The organism is Ruminiclostridium hungatei, assembly GCF_002051585.1.
Classification (GTDB): Bacteria; Bacillota; Clostridia; order Acetivibrionales; family DSM-1351; genus Ruminiclostridium; species Ruminiclostridium hungatei.
Window position 1 is genome coordinate 1 of sequence record NZ_MZGX01000028.1, and the last position, 18,558, is coordinate 18,558.

Genomic DNA, 18,558 nt, shown 5'->3' on the forward strand with positions numbered 1-18,558 from the left:
AGCATCTGCCAAGAGCGTAATCAAGGCCACGCCGCTTCGCGGTGGCTGGTTTCTGCACCTCTGGCTCCAAAAACCAATTTTGCTATCGTCACAGAGAGCGATTTACAGAAAAAATCTCACAGAGCCGATTAGGTATTTTTATGGCATTACTTTATCGTGTCTTAGAATAGTGTGGGTAGTTTTGTACTTACAAGAATTCCCCCCTCCAATTACGCGAAATTAAAGAATTAGCATAATTGAGGATTATTATAAACCAAAAGTCCAGGCTTTTTTATTACAGATTTGTTACATTGCTTAAGGCACTTTATTATTCTAAAGTGTACTTAAGTACAAAAATATTTCAAAAAAATAAGCAGTCGTTAGACTGCTCTTTTTTATGCTGTGAACTTCATTCTTCCGACTAGTATATCGAGAGAAATCATGTAATAATCTGCTAGTTTTACTAATGTTCCTATATCCGGTTGCCTATAATTAGTCTCGTATTGTGTGTATGTGTTTGTTGCGACTCCTAGTAGTTTTGCTATTTCTTTTTGTGTCATATTTCTTTGTATTCTCAGGTATTTTAAATTTTCTCCTATGTTCATTGCTATCACCTTCCTTGTTTTAATTATAGCCGAAAATCGAAGCAATTTAAAGTAAATTGGTTATTAAAGGGAAATAATGGATTTTATTTGTCACGTAACGGGATATTTGGGACTTGTCCTATGTCACGAAAAGTGATATCTTATTTTTAATCACGGTGCGTGATATTTTTTACATAATTGGAGGTTGCTACCATGAAAATTCGGGCGGTTAATTGTATGATTGATTGGCTTGAGTTTTCTGTCTTTGGTATGACTGAAATTGATGTTTTGAAGCTTATGGGTATTAATGAACTCATTTTTGATGTTAAGCGTGGTTTTTATTATGAACGTGTTTTGAGCTATGAAAATATTGTACAAGTTAGTTCTGGTTTGAAGGGCAATGACAGTGATAAACATGAGCATATACATGTAAGACTTACAGGAAAGGGTTGTCGTTTGCTTGAACAATTTTATGGTACTGATGATATTAGGACTGAGATTCGTTGTAGGTTCATCCTTAATGAAATTAAGGTATCCAGGATGGATATAGCCGTTGATTACAGTATGAAATTTGTTATAGATTACTTTCATTCGGCACTGAATAAGCGTTTAAATGGTGTAAAATCTATTGACCATGCTGGAAATTTTGTATCTGGGCTTACTCTTTATTTAGGCTCTAGGAAGTCGGAGAAGTTTTTTCGGCTGTATGAAAAAGATTTTGAAACTGGTGATTTTGTAAATTATAAAGACAGGCTTGAACTTGTTTTGAAAAATGAATATGCCACATTTGAAATGTTAAATGAAAACTTGTTGATAAAGATTGTTTCAACGTATATGAACGATATTGTGTGGTTGGAGGATGATAGACGAATGTTATGGTCTGAAATGAAGAATGGTCAATGTGAAATATCTCCTAAGATACGTCATAAAAAGACTACGCTTAAAGAAAAGCGGGATTACATATTGAATACATATGGCAAAACGTTAAAAGCATCCGCTGAAATGTATGGTACAAAGGAAATTACGTCTGCTATTCATGAGTCTGTGTATTCTGAAAGGGATTTAAGGATGATTAAAAACGAAAAGGTTATTAATGTCATGAAATATAAAAAGGAAGCTAAAAAGCGTGATTTATCTCAACGTAAGGTAATTGATGAATTAAAGTACCATAAGGGAATTTGGCTTGATAGGCCAGTATACGAAAATGGTGAAATAGTTCGTTATGAAAAGCAATTTGTACAGCAGTTAGAGCCTGATAGAGACAAGCTTAATCAATTAAGTATTTTAGCAGAGCTGAATAGTGAGGTAGGGTAATGTTGAAGTTGAAATCTAAAAATTTCGTTTATGCTGATATTAAAATCCAAGGTAGGGTAAAAACTTTCTATTTAGGTAGAATTGATAAGTTGATTGAAATTGGTGAATCTGTTGTTACTAGAAGATTAAAAGAACTTGTTGATGCTTATGTATCTGAATATGATATTCAGTACGTTCCTGATAAAACCATATATGGTCGTTATGTTGTTGATATGCAATATTTATACCCCGAATGGAAGCGAAAACATTCGGATCTGTATGGTGAGGTAGGGTAACACATTATTGAATTAGTTATTAACGGTTAAACTGGTGAATAATCGCTGGGCCGTATAAGGAGGATATAAATGAAATTATTAGTTATGAACGTTAATCATGCTGCTGGTATCAGCAAGAAAACAGGTAAGTCTTTTGACTTTATTACAATGACTGCTTTTAAGCCGGGTGCGGTCAGTGAGACTGATTTTAAAGGAATGAAACCGCTTGAATTTTTCTGCAATCCAGATATATTTTCTCGGATTCCCGAACTTCCGTCTGTATGTGATGTTGAATACGAACTTGAGCCTGGTTTCAATGGTCAGCCAAAAATGACTGTTGTTGGTATTAAGACTTTCAGCAAGCTTGAAATTAAGTTTTAATGGGGGGTGGGGCATGAAGCGTAATATAATAATTGCTTTGATTTTAGGGGTATTTTTGAGCGTTTCATGCTCCTTAGTTGCCTATGCTTTAACAGCAAATGACCAAGTAACACAGGCTCAATTGGATGCCTATCCTTATTGGATTGAAGTAATTCAGCCTAACTATGATTCTCGACAACATACTATAATTCGTTCTGCTGGTCCTATACCTGCTAGTTGTTTTAAGTTTTGTACTGATGGTTCTGGTAAGCGTGTTTTGTATATTGATAATAGTCCATATAATTTTATATATTGTGACCATTGGATTCATGTTGCTGATGGTTGGACTGATTATAGTCAACCTTATAATTTTTTTGCTCGTGGTGGTATTGAGGACTCTCGTTGGTATGTTAGTGTAGTTGGTGGCAATTATAGTTTACTTGATTATGAAACTGCTGAACTTAATATTTTAAATCCTGTTGATAATAATACTTACAATACATATCAAGATATTAAGTTTAAATATACTGGTTTTAAGTATCTTGAAGTAGTTTTTAATGATAAAAATATTGCTGATGATCCTAAAACTGGTCTTGTTGAAAACAATATTTTGAATAGATTTTATGATATCCCCGGCGAATACACTATTCCACAATCTGAAATTCCTTATAGCAATTCCGAATATGAATTACAGTTTTATTATTCAAGTGATGGAAGCAATTATGTTTTTTGGAAATCAATTAGTTTTAAAATAAAACCACCTGACAAGAAGTCTATAACGTGTAATTTATCTAATGGACAGACTTATAATATTCCTCAGGATTTAATAATCCGTAGTGTTGGTTATTCTCCATATACGATTTATGTTAACGACTTGCCAATACGCCGAATTGTTGCAGATTGTGGGTTTTCTTTATCTCCGTCTATGGGTAATATTTCGACTGGTTCAACCAATAAACAGGATTTTTATAATTATAGGATTGGCAAAAATACTGTTAAAGCTATAAAGGATGATGGTACGGTTATATTAGATCTATCTGTTACATATTTGAGGGAATTGATAGATTCTTCTGAATTGCCTTCTAATACTGTTGGTGACGGTAAAATGATTGATTTATCATTTCCGCAAAGAAGTGATTATCCTGATGGTATTTTAGGTGATGTTCAATTCGGATTTGCTTATCTTATATATTTAATTACATTTCCATTCATGGCTATAGCTAAACTTTTTTCTATCCTTAACAATCATTTTGCTACATTTTTAAATAGTACGTCTGGTGTTGCAAATTTCTTTAGGCAAATGTTCGGATTTCTTCCTACTGAGGTACTTACAGTCATTGTAATAACTATAACCCTGTCTTCATTCTTTGTAATATTAAGAATGGTTAGGAGGTAGCTGTGGAGCTTTTGGGGGCAATTATAAACACTATATGGCAAATGATGTGTATACCATTCCGAATATCAAATACAATAACATTTTCTCTTTGGCATTACTTTGCCTTTATTATAGTTTTAGCTGTTTTATGTAATTCCATATTTCCAAAAAAGGGGGATGATAAATGAACACTATAGATTCATTAATGACAAATTTGTTAGGTGCTGCTCCTGTAAATTATATAACTGATGCAACTGGTAATGTTTCTGTTGTGTATGATACATGGTTCATTTTAAAGGCCATTATACTTGTTATTACTCTCAAGACTGTCTTTGATTTAATGCTTATTATTCCAAAGATAGTAGCTAGGAGGATTACGAAAAATGATTGATGCAATGTTATTATCATTAACCTTTTTAGAGGGAGTATTCACTACTATAACAACTGCTGACAGCCCTTTTATGTTTGTATTTGGTATGGGGATGTTAGTTGCTATTATATCAATATTCATGTCTTTAACAACTGTAGGAAGGGGGAAACGTCGTTTATGACGGAATCATCTATGTCAACAATTTTATCAGGTTTAACAGATGTAACAACCGCATTAATCTCTGTATGTACAAGTTTGGTAACTGCGGTAGTATCACAGCCTTTATTGCTTGTCTCAGTTTTAATGGGGATGGTAGGCGGGGGAATTGCACTTTTTAAAAGCCTTCGCCACGGTTAAAAATATGGGCGACACTGGGGAAGCGTAGCCCCCCAGTGTTGCCTATATTTTTTATTCTATTTTAGGGGGAAATAAAATGACATTGATATTATTAATTGTATTTATACTTTGTTTGTTATTTTTTATGGGTAGACCGAAGGAAGGCCAAATGGTTCTTGTCTTTGCTAATATAGGTGCAGGAAAAACAACATTGTTGTCTCGTTACGCTTTTAAAGAGCAGAAGAAAATTAAAAGGGGTAAAAGTAAATATAAGCAGATAGTGTCTAATACTCCTATAAGTGACTGTATCTATGTATCAGATATACATAAGCTACTTAACGATTTTGCACCGGAGAGAACGCTATTTTTGATTGATGAAGGTGGTATCGTTTTTAATAATCGAAAAATGAAATTAACAGATAGGGAAATAGAGTATCTTAAGCTTATCCGGCACTATGATAGTAAAATGGTTATTGTATCTCAGTCTTATGATGATGTTGACATTACGATTAGACGTTTGTATACAAATATGTATTTACTTAATAAGTTTATTTTTGGTCAAACTTTAATTAAGCCTATAAGGAAATTTGTAACCATTGAGGAAGAAACAGAACAGATAATAGATGCTTATGCCTTTAGACCAATATTTAGCTGGGGATTCCTTAACCGTAAAAATTATTATCATATGTTTGATACAAAATGGAAGCCAGATGGTAGGCAACAACCTGAATATAAAGATTTTCAAGTTATACCTTATCGTTGGAAACTTAATGTTTATAACAAATATATTCACCCTGCGTTTTATCGTATTAAGATTAGAACTATTATGTTTTTTATGTCTTTAAAGCGTTATATATTTTCTAAAAGGAATATATAAACCATTCTCTTTTGTTGACTTTTATGTAATATTATGATATTATATATGTAATAGATTAATATTACATAAAGGGGCATTAATTATGGATAAAAAATATATGGAATGTATTGCTACTATGGATTTGAGTACTTACAACTATAAAATATTGCTCTTTTTAAATATACAATCATATACTCAATCTCAAATAGCTAATATGCTTGGTTTGCAGAGACAGAATGTTAATAAATATTTCAAGGAATTGGAAGCTTATGGTCTTGTTTCTGTCGAAAAAACAGAAGGCCGTAATACTTTCTATAAGGCTGTTACAAATTTAAGGCTTATAAAGCAGAATGTAAAAGGTCAATTGAAATTGGAATCATTTATTTAATTTTTGCATGTTGACAGCAAGACGGGAGCGTAGCGGTTCGGCTACCGTTCGCCCAGTAGACATTTAAACGCAGAGTTTACGCTAATGCGACGGACAAAACACTGCCAATGTGTGCCATTGCACCCTTAACTCGTATCTGGTTTTATATTAGCTATTGATGCGGAGCTGATGCAGAAGGTAGGGTAAACATCTATTCGCGCCTATATGCCGAGGGTTTTTCGTTTTTCTTTCGGTAGGTAAGCACCAAGGCTGATTTTATACAATTTGTGGATAACTCAAAACCCCCGCTCTGTAATACGGGGGTACAACCGTAGTAACTATAGGTGAAACTGTGGAAAACTCGTCTTTTAATCTTTTAAACTTTGTAGTTTCTTTCGTAGTAGGTTAGAGTTATACCGATAGTTCCAGTAAATTTCTTTCAAGTCGAAGTCTGATTCAGAAAACTTCTTAAAGGTTCTTAAAATCTCCATTTGTGAAAATTCTAGTAGTTTTATTAATATGTCAAGTTCGTCTTGGTCGAATTTGGCTGTATAAACCTTTTTGACTGCACATTTTTTTGTGGGTCTGATGAAATGCCTGTAAGCTCTCTGCAATGTATTCTCCCTCCAATTACGCGAAATTAAAGAATTAGCATAATTGAGGATTATTATAAACCAAAAGTCCAGGCTTTTTTATTACAGATTTGTTACATTGCTTAAGGCACTTTATTATTCTAAAGTGTACTTAAGTACAAAAATATTTCAAAAAAATAAGCAGTCGTTAGACTGCTCTTTTTTATGCTGTGAACTTCATTCTTCCGACTAGTATATCGAGAGAAATCATGTAATAATCTGCTAGTTTTACTAATGTTCCTATATCCGGTTGCCTATAATTAGTCTCGTATTGTGTGTATGTGTTTGTTGCGACTCCTAGTATTTTTGCTATTTCTTTTTGTGTCATATTTCTTTGTATTCTCAGGTATTTTAAATTTTCTCCTATGTTCATTGCTATCACCTTCCTTGTTTTAATTATAGCCGAAAATCGAAGCAATTTAAAGTAAATTGGTTATTAAAGGGAAATAATGGATTTTATTTGTCACGTAACGGGATATTTGGGACTTGTCCTATGTCACGAAAAGTGATATCTTATTTTTAATCACGGTGCGTGATATTTTTTACATAATTGGAGGTTGCTACCATGAAAATTCGGGCGGTTAATTGTATGATTGATTGGCTTGAGTTTTCTGTCTTTGGTATGACTGAAATTGATGTTTTGAAGCTTATGGGTATTAATGAACTCATTTTTGATGTTAAGCGTGGTTTTTATTATGAACGTGTTTTGAGCTATGAAAATATTGTACAAGTTAGTTCTGGTTTGAAGGGCAATGACAGTGATAAACATGAGCATATACATGTAAGACTTACAGGAAAGGGTTGTCGTTTGCTTGAACAATTTTATGGTACTGATGATATTAGGACTGAGATTCGTTGTAGGTTCATCCTTAATGAAATTAAGGTATCCAGGATGGATATAGCCGTTGATTACAGTATGAAATTTGTTATAGATTACTTTCATTCGGCACTGAATAAGCGTTTAAATGGTGTAAAATCTATTGACCATGCTGGAAATTTTGTATCTGGGCTTACTCTTTATTTAGGCTCTAGGAAGTCGGAGAAGTTTTTTCGGCTGTATGAAAAAGATTTTGAAACTGGTGATTTTGTAAATTATAAAGACAGGCTTGAACTTGTTTTGAAAAATGAATATGCCACATTTGAAATGTTAAATGAAAACTTGTTGATAAAGATTGTTTCAACGTATATGAACGATATTGTGTGGTTGGAGGATGATAGACGAATGTTATGGTCTGAAATGAAGAATGGTCAATGTGAAATATCTCCTAAGATACGTCATAAAAAGACTACGCTTAAAGAAAAGCGGGATTACATATTGAATACATATGGCAAAACGTTAAAAGCATCCGCTGAAATGTATGGTACAAAGGAAATTACGTCTGCTATTCATGAGTCTGTGTATTCTGAAAGGGATTTAAGGATGATTAAAAACGAAAAGGTTATTAATGTCATGAAATATAAAAAGGAAGCTAAAAAGCGTGATTTATCTCAACGTAAGGTAATTGATGAATTAAAGTACCATAAGGGAATTTGGCTTGATAGGCCAGTATACGAAAATGGTGAAATAGTTCGTTATGAAAAGCAATTTGTACAGCAGTTAGAGCCTGATAGAGACAAGCTTAATCAATTAAGTATTTTAGCAGAGCTGAATAGTGAGGTAGGGTAATGTTGAAGTTGAAATCTAAAAATTTCGTTTATGCTGATATTAAAATCCAAGGTAGGGTAAAAACTTTCTATTTAGGTAGAATTGATAAGTTGATTGAAATTGGTGAATCTGTTGTTACTAGAAGATTAAAAGAACTTGTTGATGCTTATGTATCTGAATATGATATTCAGTACGTTCCTGATAAAACCATATATGGTCGTTATGTTGTTGATATGCAATATTTATACCCCGAATGGAAGCGAAAACATTCGGATCTGTATGGTGAGGTAGGGTAACACATTATTGAATTAGTTATTAACGGTTAAACTGGTGAATAATCGCTGGGCCGTATAAGGAGGATATAAATGAAATTATTAGTTATGAACGTTAATCATGCTGCTGGTATCAGCAAGAAAACAGGTAAGTCTTTTGACTTTATTACAATGACTGCTTTTAAGCCGGGTGCGGTCAGTGAGACTGATTTTAAAGGAATGAAACCGCTTGAATTTTTCTGCAATCCAGATATATTTTCTCGGATTCCCGAACTTCCGTCTGTATGTGATGTTGAATACGAACTTGAGCCTGGTTTCAATGGTCAGCCAAAAATGACTGTTGTTGGTATTAAGACTTTCAGCAAGCTTGAAATTAAGTTTTAATGGGGGGTGGGGCATGAAGCGTAATATAATAATTGCTTTGATTTTAGGGGTATTTTTGAGCGTTTCATGCTCCTTAGTTGCCTATGCTTTAACAGCAAATGACCAAGTAACACAGGCTCAATTGGATGCCTATCCTTATTGGATTGAAGTAATTCAGCCTAACTATGATTCTCGACAACATACTATAATTCGTTCTGCTGGTCCTATACCTGCTAGTTGTTTTAAGTTTTGTACTGATGGTTCTGGTAAGCGTGTTTTGTATATTGATAATAGTCCATATAATTTTATATATTGTGACCATTGGATTCATGTTGCTGATGGTTGGACTGATTATAGTCAACCTTATAATTTTTTTGCTCGTGGTGGTATTGAGGACTCTCGTTGGTATGTTAGTGTAGTTGGTGGCAATTATAGTTTACTTGATTATGAAACTGCTGAACTTAATATTTTAAATCCTGTTGATAATAATACTTACAATACATATCAAGATATTAAGTTTAAATATACTGGTTTTAAGTATCTTGAAGTAGTTTTTAATGATAAAAATATTGCTGATGATCCTAAAACTGGTCTTGTTGAAAACAATATTTTGAATAGATTTTATGATATCCCCGGCGAATACACTATTCCACAATCTGAAATTCCTTATAGCAATTCCGAATATGAATTACAGTTTTATTATTCAAGTGATGGAAGCAATTATGTTTTTTGGAAATCAATTAGTTTTAAAATAAAACCACCTGACAAGAAGTCTATAACGTGTAATTTATCTAATGGACAGACTTATAATATTCCTCAGGATTTAATAATCCGTAGTGTTGGTTATTCTCCATATACGATTTATGTTAACGACTTGCCAATACGCCGAATTGTTGCAGATTGTGGGTTTTCTTTATCTCCGTCTATGGGTAATATTTCGACTGGTTCAACCAATAAACAGGATTTTTATAATTATAGGATTGGCAAAAATACTGTTAAAGCTATAAAGGATGATGGTACGGTTATATTAGATCTATCTGTTACATATTTGAGGGAATTGATAGATTCTTCTGAATTGCCTTCTAATACTGTTGGTGACGGTAAAATGATTGATTTATCATTTCCGCAAAGAAGTGATTATCCTGATGGTATTTTAGGTGATGTTCAATTCGGATTTGCTTATCTTATATATTTAATTACATTTCCATTCATGGCTATAGCTAAACTTTTTTCTATCCTTAACAATCATTTTGCTACATTTTTAAATAGTACGTCTGGTGTTGCAAATTTCTTTAGGCAAATGTTCGGATTTCTTCCTACTGAGGTACTTACAGTCATTGTAATAACTATAACCCTGTCTTCATTCTTTGTAATATTAAGAATGGTTAGGAGGTAGCTGTGGAGCTTTTGGGGGCAATTATAAACACTATATGGCAAATGATGTGTATACCATTCCGAATATCAAATACAATAACATTTTCTCTTTGGCATTACTTTGCCTTTATTATAGTTTTAGCTGTTTTATGTAATTCCATATTTCCAAAAAAGGGGGATGATAAATGAACACTATAGATTCATTAATGACAAATTTGTTAGGTGCTGCTCCTGTAAATTATATAACTGATGCAACTGGTAATGTTTCTGTTGTGTATGATACATGGTTCATTTTAAAGGCCATTATACTTGTTATTACTCTCAAGACTGTCTTTGATTTAATGCTTATTATTCCAAAGATAGTAGCTAGGAGGATTACGAAAAATGATTGATGCAATGTTATTATCATTAACCTTTTTAGAGGGAGTATTCACTACTATAACAACTGCTGACAGCCCTTTTATGTTTGTATTTGGTATGGGGATGTTAGTTGCTATTATATCAATATTCATGTCTTTAACAACTGTAGGAAGGGGGAAACGTCGTTTATGACGGAATCATCTATGTCAACAATTTTATCAGGTTTAACAGATGTAACAACCGCATTAATCTCTGTATGTACAAGTTTGGTAACTGCGGTAGTATCACAGCCTTTATTGCTTGTCTCAGTTTTAATGGGGATGGTAGGCGGGGGAATTGCACTTTTTAAAAGCCTTCGCCACGGTTAAAAATATGGGCGACACTGGGGAAGCGTAGCCCCCCAGTGTTGCCTATATTTTTTATTCTATTTTAGGGGGAAATAAAATGACATTGATATTATTAATTGTATTTATACTTTGTTTGTTATTTTTTATGGGTAGACCGAAGGAAGGCCAAATGGTTCTTGTCTTTGCTAATATAGGTGCAGGAAAAACAACATTGTTGTCTCGTTACGCTTTTAAAGAGCAGAAGAAAATTAAAAGGGGTAAAAGTAAATATAAGCAGATAGTGTCTAATACTCCTATAAGTGACTGTATCTATGTATCAGATATACATAAGCTACTTAACGATTTTGCACCGGAGAGAACGCTATTTTTGATTGATGAAGGTGGTATCGTTTTTAATAATCGAAAAATGAAATTAACAGATAGGGAAATAGAGTATCTTAAGCTTATCCGGCACTATGATAGTAAAATGGTTATTGTATCTCAGTCTTATGATGATGTTGACATTACGATTAGACGTTTGTATACAAATATGTATTTACTTAATAAGTTTATTTTTGGTCAAACTTTAATTAAGCCTATAAGGAAATTTGTAACCATTGAGGAAGAAACAGAACAGATAATAGATGCTTATGCCTTTAGACCAATATTTAGCTGGGGATTCCTTAACCGTAAAAATTATTATCATATGTTTGATACAAAATGGAAGCCAGATGGTAGGCAACAACCTGAATATAAAGATTTTCAAGTTATACCTTATCGTTGGAAACTTAATGTTTATAACAAATATATTCACCCTGCGTTTTATCGTATTAAGATTAGAACTATTATGTTTTTTATGTCTTTAAAGCGTTATATATTTTCTAAAAGGAATATATAAACCATTCTCTTTTGTTGACTTTTATGTAATATTATGATATTATATATGTAATAGATTAATATTACATAAAGGGGCATTAATTATGGATAAAAAATATATGGAATGTATTGCTACTATGGATTTGAGTACTTACAACTATAAAATATTGCTCTTTTTAAATATACAATCATATACTCAATCTCAAATAGCTAATATGCTTGGTTTGCAGAGACAGAATGTTAATAAATATTTCAAGGAATTGGAAGCTTATGGTCTTGTTTCTGTCGAAAAAACAGAAGGCCGTAATACTTTCTATAAGGCTGTTACAAATTTAAGGCTTATAAAGCAGAATGTAAAAGGTCAATTGAAATTGGAATCATTTATTTAATTTTTGCATGTTGACAGCAAGACGGGAGCGTAGCGGTTCGGCTACCGTTCGCCCAGTAGACATTTAAACGCAGAGTTTACGCTAATGCGACGGACAAAACACTGCCAATGTGTGCCATTGCACCCTTAACTTGTATCTGGTTTTATATTAGCTATTGATGCGGAGCTGATGCAGAAGGTAGGGTAAACATCTATTCGCGCCTATATGCCGAGGGTTTTTCGTTTTTCTTTCGGTAGGTAAGCACCAAGGCTGATTTTATACAATTTGTGGATAACTCAAAACCCCCGCTCTGTAATACGGGGGTACAACCGTAGTAACTATAGGTGAAACTGTGGAAAACTCGTCTTTTAATCTTTTAAACTTTGTAGTTTCTTTCGTAGTAGGTTAGAGTTATACCGATAGTTCCAGTAAATTTCTTTCAAGTCGAAGTCTGATTCAGAAAACTTCTTAAAGGTTCTTAAAATCTCCATTTGTGAAAATTCTAGTAGTTTTATTAATATGTCAAGTTCGTCTTGGTCGAATTTGGCTGTATAAACCTTTTTGACTGCACATTTTTTTGTGGGTCTGATGAAATGCCTGTAAGCTCTCTGCAATGTATTCTCCCTCCAATTACGCGAAATTATTATTTCGCGTAATTGGAGGGGGTATATATTGCAAAAGGCTCACAGACATTTTTCTTGAATTTATAAATAATACAAAAGTTGTAAACATCTTATACAATATAATCAAAAATATCTTCTTTTCACATACTCAATCATTTCCTTATTTACTACTACACAACTGATTTCATCCTTGGCATTATTTCTACTACCACTGTTTGACAGCCAATTATGTGATCCTATCAGCATAAATTCATCATCAATTATTAATGCCTTTGTATGAATTGGGGGAATGTATTTTAAGTCTTCTTTTAATACCTCTTTTAACTTATTAATAGCATACATACTCCCTGCATTATCACCGAAGTTATCCTTTTCAACAATTTTATCGACCTGCTCTAATGTATAGTTGGTTTTGTGGTAACCAAAACATATTAAAAATTTATTGTCGTCAATTACTTTTTGTTTTATTATATTAATCATTTCATCATTAACTACTGATTTAGTTATCCAAGGGCTTACTACATATATTGATTTATTTGACTTTTGTATTATATTTACAAGGAAATTATAATGTTTTTTGGGCTCAACCAACAATCCACTAGTCATATACTCTTTAAACAGTTCAGAATAAATTTCACTTGATGATTTTTTCACGTCAAATAAATTTAAAAACTGTTCGATATGCTTTTTATCTATATCCTTTTCCGCTATCAATTCCGTTCTATAGATAGAATATATCAATCCATAATGCTCAATTGTTTCTATAGCTTTTGTCAGATAATTATTACTATTTTTGTACACTTCATAGTTACCAATAACTATTAGCTGCTTTTTAGCTCTAGTAAATGCAACATTAAGGAAGTTGGGTTTTCGGCCAACAAAACCTACACCATTATTCTTTTTTGAATCATCTATGGCAGAGCAAAGTATTATTATTTCTTTTTCCTGCCCTTGAAAAGAATGAACTGTGCCAACTTCAATTTTATGAACATATTTTTCTATGAGTTTAACTTGATTTTTAAAAGGTGTAACAATTCCTATTTTACTTCTATATTCTTCCCCATAAAGCGCTATTATTGAATTTATAACTCTTTCACAAATGATTGCTTCACTAGAATTTTCGTTATTTTTATTTTTTGACCCTCTTACATCGATGAAGCAAAGATTCTTTCCAAGGAACACCTTATCTTCATCTTCTTTTACAATCTTTAACCGTCTTTCATAAACATGTCTGTTTGAAAATTGAACAATTGCATTTTCACAACGTCTATGTTCATCAAGTATTATTCCTACCCGTTGTTCATTTAAAACCTCATATGTATCAGCTCCGCGGTCAGCCCCATGTTGAACGCTATTTCTCTCGATATCAATACACCCTTCTGTATTCTGATCAAATTTATATCTCTCAACTAGACGTTCTTCACTACCTCTTATAGGTTCAAGTTGAAACACATCTCCAACTATTATACATTTTCTCGCTCTATATAAAGGAGCAACTGCAGTATGCAAAAGTGCTTGTCCTGCTTCATCAAACATAATGGTATCAAATAATCCACTAATCATATGGAATTTGCTTTTATCAAAAGAATGCAAAGTTGTTGTCACAATTGGAAAACATAAAAACATGGTTTCCCACATAACTTTGATACACTTTGTATATGTATCATCATATTTGTTTTCCCTTCTATAGAATGGTTGAAACCATTTGTCAGGATATACTTTTTCCAAGTTAAATATGATTTCTTTCTTGTTCTTTTTAATATATGCCTCATTTATTCTAAGGCCAAGGATAAATAATTCATTTCTGATATTTACAAACACAATATCATTAAAAAACAAATATTCTTTTGCATCCCAACTACAGCTAAAATGGTACTTTTCTTTTAAATAGTCATATGTATCTATTATCCCTTGAACCTTCTCAATATGAGTAAGTTTCTCTTCTATGTAACTACATTCTTCATTTTGACTTTTTAGTTCTACCTTATATTCATCTATCTTTTTGCTTTTTTCTTCATATTCCTGAATCATGTTTTGCTTAACTGTAATAAAGTGTTTCAGTTCAAGCTTATTATCTTCCAGCTTTTCTTCCAATTCTTCTTGTGTTCCATTCTCTTTCTCTATTTTTGAGAACTTCACGATAAGGTTTCCAATAATGGGAACCTTTTTGTACTTTTTTATTGTATCAATAATGACATTTATACTTTGGTTTTCCTTTCCGTTCTGCTTTATTTTTGTTAGGGCATCGTTAAGTGCTACATTAATCTCAACAAGCTCAGCCCGGCATTTACTTGAGCTTTCTTCAATATCAGAAACATGTTTACATATTTTCACATATTCGCTTTGCAAGTCACGGTTTATCTTTTCAATCAGTTCAGTTGTTATCTCATCCCTCACAATATTTTTTTGTTTTAGCTTTTCTAAGGTATCTCGCCGATTACTTAAATATTCCTTAATTTCAGCTTCAGCAATAGATATAACTTCCCAGTTCTTCTTAAAGCTATCAAGTAATGTAACAGTAGCTTCCTCGTCGTAAACATCTGAGTTCTTAAGATACTCTATCAAAGGTTTCAGTGCACCCATATTAAAGATATCCATATTTTCTTTTTTCCCGAGCCTAGCACAAAAAATGCCTTTGAGGTTCTCGTTTTGATATTTTGGAGATAAGCTATTTTGAGCAATTTCACTGAAATATTCAATCTCCCGGAGTAATTCCAGACCGATATTATCCACTGCATCATTGTTTGTACTAGTCAAAATCATAGATTTATTACATTCACCTTTGAAAGGCGAAGAATAAACTTTTTGATTGTTATATCCAAATTCTTCCCACGGTTTATCCCAATTATCAACTATATCCTTAATCTTACGGGTAAGGTTATCTGCTATTATTTCTTTTAGAATGGTTGTCTTACCGGTTCCAGGAGGGCCACTTACAGAAGTTAATTCATTTGAATTATACGAAGAAATTACCTTCCATTGTTTTTCGTTTACAGAAAAGCCACTTGCGTAACTGCCGAAGTGAAAATTGTCATTTATCAAATCTATATGTTTTGAATTTTCATTTGAAAACAAGTATTTTTGAATAAGTGTGGGCAATCCTGAATCCTTAACTATATCTTTTAAATGCTCCAATTCTTCTCTGAAAATAGGTTCCTGCAACTCATTCAAGCTTTCAAGTGTAATTGCTAATTCTTCTGTTACTGCCCAATTCTCATAATCTTTTATACTCCAGATACCTTCAAATTCCTCGCTTGCAAATTTGCTTTTTAAATCTTCATCAATTATATTTATGGTTTCAAAAATATCCGGATTCTGAATACTGGCCAATGAATTTGACAATTCGTAAAATTCATTTCCCATAGCACTGGTTATATCCCTTATTCCATGTTTTAATATACTGGCAACTATCACTCTAAGTGCCTCTTGCTGTACTTTATAGTTCAAAATTACATGTTTATTATCTTGAATTTTACACTCAAAAATAACTAATGGTATTTTCTTTTTACCTCTTGCCAAAATAGGATAGAGCACTATCAGATTATTATCCATAATAATGTTTGCTAGTACATATATATCTAATTCATAGTTGTTGAAAAATTCGTATTGCTTTTTATCAATAATACTCCTCAAATTATCAACCAAATTGTTTTTTTCATTAGTATATTGTAGAAATTCCAATATTTTCGGTAAAATATTTTTACCATATTGTTTATCTTTGAAGGATATTTTTTTAATGAATTCCTTTATTTTCTCTGCCTTAGCTTTATTTACCTTATTTTGTGTTTCTGCTATGTTTGCAAATAATACTTTATCAAGGTAGATCCCCTTACCTTCTTTGATTTCTATCTCATTAAATCTATTCATTAATTCATACTGAATAAAATATTCTATTGTTTTATTAAAACTTTCCATTTTTGCCTCCGGTTTATCTTTAATAGCCCTTGCTTTACTTCTTTTGTCCATGTTTCAATTAGGTCAAGAATATATGGTTACCAATTTTACTGACCAGTTTTATTTTTCATCACTGGAACCTTATTTTTTAAATTATTTTACCTTAATCAGTACGCTAAGAGGTTTACAAATCTCTCGCTTCTTCTTTTTCTAAGTCTCAAGTCAAATGCAACTTTTTAGGAAGGTTTCCTCTGCGCCGGTTAATTTTGTAATCACATTATCATTAATCCTTGCTTTATCAAATTGTTTATTCCAAATTTGGTTAGTCCAGTAGCATAAGTTCTTCCAGACCATTACGCCAATGTATTTAGTATTTTGAAGCGCTAGTTTTTTCTCCCTATCTCTATCCCCTCCAAACTTATTTTTGTTAAGTCTATATATGAATTTATTATTTTTATAAATTCCGAGCCATAATATTTATATAAATAATATTTTACCATAGTTTATCGAAATTGGTAAAAACAAAACTAAAAAATGGTTATATCCCCATCAACATTACAATAATTACATTCAATTATATAAACAAAAATAGAACCTTCAACCGGTTCTATCTTAGCAATTATTTATTATTACAAATATTAACATCTATTCAGTCAGAGTGTTTTCCTCTGTTCTTGCATCAGCCTGACATACGGTCTTTTGAGCATTGTTATTCTTATGCCCCTTAAGCATCATAGGAATCATAAACACCATCATAACAGGACAAATAAAGGGAGCTATTGCAGCCAAGGGCCTGGCAATGGCAGCACCACCGTTATTTATTAAAAATGATACCACAAGTAAAAGGATTAATGGAGCCCCGCAGCAAAGTGCCATTATTAACATGTGAGACATATGGCCTTTATGTTTTTTGTTTTGATTATTATTGTGGTTTCCGTGACAATTCATATTAATTCCCCCTTTTTATTAAGTTCAGAATTAATATAGCACATTATTATGGAGTTTTTATGAAGAGTGACTCAGATTGTATTTTAAAAATATCCCGGCTTCGGCTCATAGCAACAAAGCCAGCGTTCCTGTTGAAATCAAAACAAGGCCCATGGTAGCTTTGAACGTAAGTTTTTCCTTCAGAAACAGATAGGAAAATGCAATTGTAACCAGAATACTCAGTTTGTCTATGGGCACAACAACACTTGCCGGACCGTCCTTTAATGCTCTGTAATAGCACAGCCAGGAGCCCCCCGTTGCAAAGCCGGACAGTACAAGGTAAACCCAGCTTTTCCTATCAATGAGCTTCAGAGTATTCTGCTTCTTAGTCACCACAACTACAATCCATGCCATAATCAATACCACCATAGTCCTGATAGCTGTCCCAAGATTGGACTCTACCCCTTCAATCCCCACTTTTCCAAGAATGGCGGTCAAACTGGCGAAAACTGCCGAGCCAATTGCGTATGCTAACCAAAGATTACTCTGAGGATCGGTTTTATTTGTTTCCTTCCTTTCAATCATAAGATATGTACCGGTACCAATGGCTAATATGGCCACAGCCTTTACAACCGTCATATTTTCACCCAGAAAAACAAACGCCAGAATTATTGTCAGGATGGTGCTGGATTTGTCAATGGGAGTTACCTTGTTAACATTGCCAAGCTGCAGTGCTTTAAAATAGCAGAGCCAGGATGCTCCCGTAGAAAGTCCTGACAAAACCAAAAACAATAATGTGTTACTGCCGATTTCCGGGATAGAAGCCTGAGAACCAACAATAAATACCATAAGCCAGGAGAACAAAAGTACTATTATTGTTCTTAAGGCCGTAGCCAGACTTGAGTCCGTGTTTCTGATACCGCATTTTGATAAAATGGCTGTAAGTCCTGCAAACAATGCAGCCCCCAAAGCATATACAATCCACATAAGAAACATTCCTTACACTTTGATTTTAATCTATATTTTAACATACCCCCTGTTTAATATAAAGAAACTATATGATTTATATAAATTTAAAGTAAAGGTCCTTTCTTAATGCGATT

The 18,558-nt window shown here is 32.9% G+C and carries 21 protein-coding genes; 16 read left to right on the forward strand and 5 right to left on the reverse strand.

The genetic code is table 11. From position 1 onward, the window contains the following. Positions 1 to 374: 374 nt before the first annotated feature. Positions 375 to 584 carry a helix-turn-helix domain-containing protein gene (locus tag CLHUN_RS17850; RefSeq protein WP_080065993.1) on the reverse strand — a complete coding sequence of 70 codons (210 nt, stop codon included), beginning with the start codon at positions 582 to 584 and terminating at the stop codon, positions 375 to 377. A 216-nt stretch (positions 585 to 800) separates the two neighbouring features. Between CLHUN_RS17850 and CLHUN_RS17855 the strand changes: the two genes are divergently transcribed. From CLHUN_RS17855 to CLHUN_RS17885, 8 genes are all read left to right on the forward strand, one after another. Beyond that, entirely contained in the window at positions 801 to 1,877 is a 1,077-nt protein-coding gene (locus tag CLHUN_RS17855; protein ID WP_242656555.1) for a replication initiation factor domain-containing protein, read from the forward strand. Beyond that, positions 1,877 to 2,152: a hypothetical protein gene (locus CLHUN_RS17860; RefSeq protein ID WP_080065995.1), complete on the forward strand. Its 276-nt coding sequence runs from the start codon at positions 1,877 to 1,879 to the stop codon at positions 2,150 to 2,152. The genes CLHUN_RS17855 and CLHUN_RS17860 overlap by 1 nt, the downstream gene beginning before the upstream one ends. A gap of 69 nt (positions 2,153 to 2,221) precedes the next feature. Then, positions 2,222 to 2,512 carry a hypothetical protein gene (locus CLHUN_RS17865; protein WP_080065996.1) on the forward strand — a complete coding sequence of 97 codons (291 nt, stop codon included), beginning with the start codon at positions 2,222 to 2,224 and terminating at the stop codon, positions 2,510 to 2,512. A 13-nt stretch (positions 2,513 to 2,525) separates the two neighbouring features. Further along, positions 2,526 to 3,887, forward strand: coding sequence for a hypothetical protein (locus tag CLHUN_RS17870; protein WP_080065997.1), 1,362 nt, complete (start codon positions 2,526 to 2,528; stop codon positions 3,885 to 3,887). Between the two features lie 163 nt (positions 3,888 to 4,050). After that, positions 4,051 to 4,257, forward strand: a complete 207-nt coding sequence (locus tag CLHUN_RS17875) for a hypothetical protein (protein ID WP_080065998.1) — start codon at positions 4,051 to 4,053, stop codon at positions 4,255 to 4,257. After that, entirely contained in the window at positions 4,250 to 4,417 is a 168-nt protein-coding gene (locus tag CLHUN_RS22165) for a hypothetical protein (protein WP_165755791.1), read from the forward strand. The genes CLHUN_RS17875 and CLHUN_RS22165 overlap by 8 nt, the downstream gene beginning before the upstream one ends. 252 nt (positions 4,418 to 4,669) lie before the next feature. Next, positions 4,670 to 5,449: a zonular occludens toxin domain-containing protein gene (locus CLHUN_RS17880; protein WP_080065999.1), complete on the forward strand. Its 780-nt coding sequence runs from the start codon at positions 4,670 to 4,672 to the stop codon at positions 5,447 to 5,449. 82 nt (positions 5,450 to 5,531) lie between these two features. Beyond that, positions 5,532 to 5,816 carry an ArsR/SmtB family transcription factor gene (locus CLHUN_RS17885; RefSeq protein ID WP_080066000.1) on the forward strand — a complete coding sequence of 95 codons (285 nt, stop codon included), beginning with the start codon at positions 5,532 to 5,534 and terminating at the stop codon, positions 5,814 to 5,816. Between the two features lie 774 nt (positions 5,817 to 6,590). Here the strand turns inward: CLHUN_RS17885 and CLHUN_RS17895 are convergent. Further along, entirely contained in the window at positions 6,591 to 6,800 is a 210-nt protein-coding gene (locus CLHUN_RS17895; protein ID WP_080066002.1) for a helix-turn-helix domain-containing protein, read from the reverse strand. Positions 6,801 to 7,016: 216 nt separating this feature from the next. On the opposite strand from CLHUN_RS17895, the gene CLHUN_RS17900 reads away from it, so the two are divergent. The 8 genes from CLHUN_RS17900 (at position 7,017) to CLHUN_RS17930 (ending at position 12,032) form a co-directional block, all read left to right on the forward strand. Then, positions 7,017 to 8,093, forward strand: a complete 1,077-nt coding sequence (locus CLHUN_RS17900) for a replication initiation factor domain-containing protein (protein WP_242656555.1) — start codon at positions 7,017 to 7,019, stop codon at positions 8,091 to 8,093. Then, entirely contained in the window at positions 8,093 to 8,368 is a 276-nt protein-coding gene (locus CLHUN_RS17905) for a hypothetical protein (RefSeq protein ID WP_080065995.1), read from the forward strand. The genes CLHUN_RS17900 and CLHUN_RS17905 overlap by 1 nt, the downstream gene beginning before the upstream one ends. A 69-nt stretch (positions 8,369 to 8,437) precedes the next feature. Then, positions 8,438 to 8,728: a hypothetical protein gene (locus CLHUN_RS17910; protein WP_080065996.1), complete on the forward strand. Its 291-nt coding sequence runs from the start codon at positions 8,438 to 8,440 to the stop codon at positions 8,726 to 8,728. Between the two features lie 13 nt (positions 8,729 to 8,741). Further along, complete coding sequence (locus CLHUN_RS17915) at positions 8,742 to 10,103, forward strand: hypothetical protein (protein ID WP_080065997.1); 1,362 nt, start codon at positions 8,742 to 8,744, stop codon at positions 10,101 to 10,103. A 163-nt stretch (positions 10,104 to 10,266) separates the two neighbouring features. After that, positions 10,267 to 10,473, forward strand: a complete 207-nt coding sequence (locus CLHUN_RS17920; RefSeq protein WP_080065998.1) for a hypothetical protein — start codon at positions 10,267 to 10,269, stop codon at positions 10,471 to 10,473. Beyond that, a complete protein-coding gene (locus tag CLHUN_RS22170; RefSeq protein ID WP_165755791.1) occupies positions 10,466 to 10,633 on the forward strand; it encodes a hypothetical protein in 168 nt (55 codons plus the stop codon). The genes CLHUN_RS17920 and CLHUN_RS22170 overlap by 8 nt, the downstream gene beginning before the upstream one ends. A gap of 252 nt (positions 10,634 to 10,885) precedes the next feature. Further along, complete coding sequence (locus CLHUN_RS17925; RefSeq protein ID WP_080065999.1) at positions 10,886 to 11,665, forward strand: zonular occludens toxin domain-containing protein; 780 nt, start codon at positions 10,886 to 10,888, stop codon at positions 11,663 to 11,665. An 82-nt stretch (positions 11,666 to 11,747) separates the two neighbouring features. Continuing rightward, entirely contained in the window at positions 11,748 to 12,032 is a 285-nt protein-coding gene (locus CLHUN_RS17930) for an ArsR/SmtB family transcription factor (protein WP_080066000.1), read from the forward strand. A gap of 725 nt (positions 12,033 to 12,757) precedes the next feature. On the opposite strand, the gene CLHUN_RS17940 is transcribed toward CLHUN_RS17930, so the two are convergent. The 3 genes from CLHUN_RS17940 to CLHUN_RS17950 form a co-directional block, all read right to left on the reverse strand. After that, positions 12,758 to 16,549, reverse strand: coding sequence for an AAA domain-containing protein (locus tag CLHUN_RS17940; protein WP_165755792.1), 3,792 nt, complete (start codon positions 16,547 to 16,549; stop codon positions 12,758 to 12,760). Between the two features lie 624 nt (positions 16,550 to 17,173). Continuing rightward, complete coding sequence (locus CLHUN_RS17945) at positions 17,174 to 17,476, reverse strand: hypothetical protein (protein ID WP_080066004.1); 303 nt, start codon at positions 17,474 to 17,476, stop codon at positions 17,174 to 17,176. A 105-nt stretch (positions 17,477 to 17,581) separates the two neighbouring features. Continuing rightward, a complete protein-coding gene (locus CLHUN_RS17950) occupies positions 17,582 to 18,442 on the reverse strand; it encodes an EamA family transporter (protein ID WP_080066005.1) in 861 nt (286 codons plus the stop codon). Between the last annotated feature and the right edge of the window lie 116 nt (positions 18,443 to 18,558).

Bases quoted from the DNA above. Each gene is read 5' to 3' on its own strand.
- CLHUN_RS22170 (WP_165755791.1), top strand. From the start codon at position 10,466: ATGATTGATGCAATGTTATTATCATTAACCTTTTTAGAGGGAGTATTC.
- CLHUN_RS17930 (WP_080066000.1), top strand. From the start codon at position 11,748: ATGGATAAAAAATATATGGAATGTATTGCTACTATGGATTTGAGTACT.
- CLHUN_RS17885 (WP_080066000.1), top strand. From the start codon at position 5,532: ATGGATAAAAAATATATGGAATGTATTGCTACTATGGATTTGAGTACT.
- CLHUN_RS17905 (WP_080065995.1), top strand. From the start codon at position 8,093: ATGTTGAAGTTGAAATCTAAAAATTTCGTTTATGCTGATATTAAAATC.
- CLHUN_RS22165 (WP_165755791.1), top strand. From the start codon at position 4,250: ATGATTGATGCAATGTTATTATCATTAACCTTTTTAGAGGGAGTATTC.
- CLHUN_RS17940 (WP_165755792.1), bottom strand. From the start codon at position 16,549: ATGGAAAGTTTTAATAAAACAATAGAATATTTTATTCAGTATGAATTA.
- CLHUN_RS17895 (WP_080066002.1), bottom strand. From the start codon at position 6,800: ATGAACATAGGAGAAAATTTAAAATACCTGAGAATACAAAGAAATATG.
- CLHUN_RS17850 (WP_080065993.1), bottom strand. From the start codon at position 584: ATGAACATAGGAGAAAATTTAAAATACCTGAGAATACAAAGAAATATG.
- CLHUN_RS17880 (WP_080065999.1), top strand. From the start codon at position 4,670: ATGACATTGATATTATTAATTGTATTTATACTTTGTTTGTTATTTTTT.
- CLHUN_RS17910 (WP_080065996.1), top strand. From the start codon at position 8,438: ATGAAATTATTAGTTATGAACGTTAATCATGCTGCTGGTATCAGCAAG.
- CLHUN_RS17915 (WP_080065997.1), top strand. From the start codon at position 8,742: ATGAAGCGTAATATAATAATTGCTTTGATTTTAGGGGTATTTTTGAGC.
- CLHUN_RS17855 (WP_242656555.1), top strand. From the start codon at position 801: ATGATTGATTGGCTTGAGTTTTCTGTCTTTGGTATGACTGAAATTGAT.
- CLHUN_RS17900 (WP_242656555.1), top strand. From the start codon at position 7,017: ATGATTGATTGGCTTGAGTTTTCTGTCTTTGGTATGACTGAAATTGAT.
- CLHUN_RS17875 (WP_080065998.1), top strand. From the start codon at position 4,051: ATGAACACTATAGATTCATTAATGACAAATTTGTTAGGTGCTGCTCCT.
- CLHUN_RS17865 (WP_080065996.1), top strand. From the start codon at position 2,222: ATGAAATTATTAGTTATGAACGTTAATCATGCTGCTGGTATCAGCAAG.
- CLHUN_RS17950 (WP_080066005.1), bottom strand. From the start codon at position 18,442: ATGTGGATTGTATATGCTTTGGGGGCTGCATTGTTTGCAGGACTTACA.
- CLHUN_RS17945 (WP_080066004.1), bottom strand. From the start codon at position 17,476: ATGAATTGTCACGGAAACCACAATAATAATCAAAACAAAAAACATAAA.
- CLHUN_RS17920 (WP_080065998.1), top strand. From the start codon at position 10,267: ATGAACACTATAGATTCATTAATGACAAATTTGTTAGGTGCTGCTCCT.
- CLHUN_RS17870 (WP_080065997.1), top strand. From the start codon at position 2,526: ATGAAGCGTAATATAATAATTGCTTTGATTTTAGGGGTATTTTTGAGC.
- CLHUN_RS17925 (WP_080065999.1), top strand. From the start codon at position 10,886: ATGACATTGATATTATTAATTGTATTTATACTTTGTTTGTTATTTTTT.
- CLHUN_RS17860 (WP_080065995.1), top strand. From the start codon at position 1,877: ATGTTGAAGTTGAAATCTAAAAATTTCGTTTATGCTGATATTAAAATC.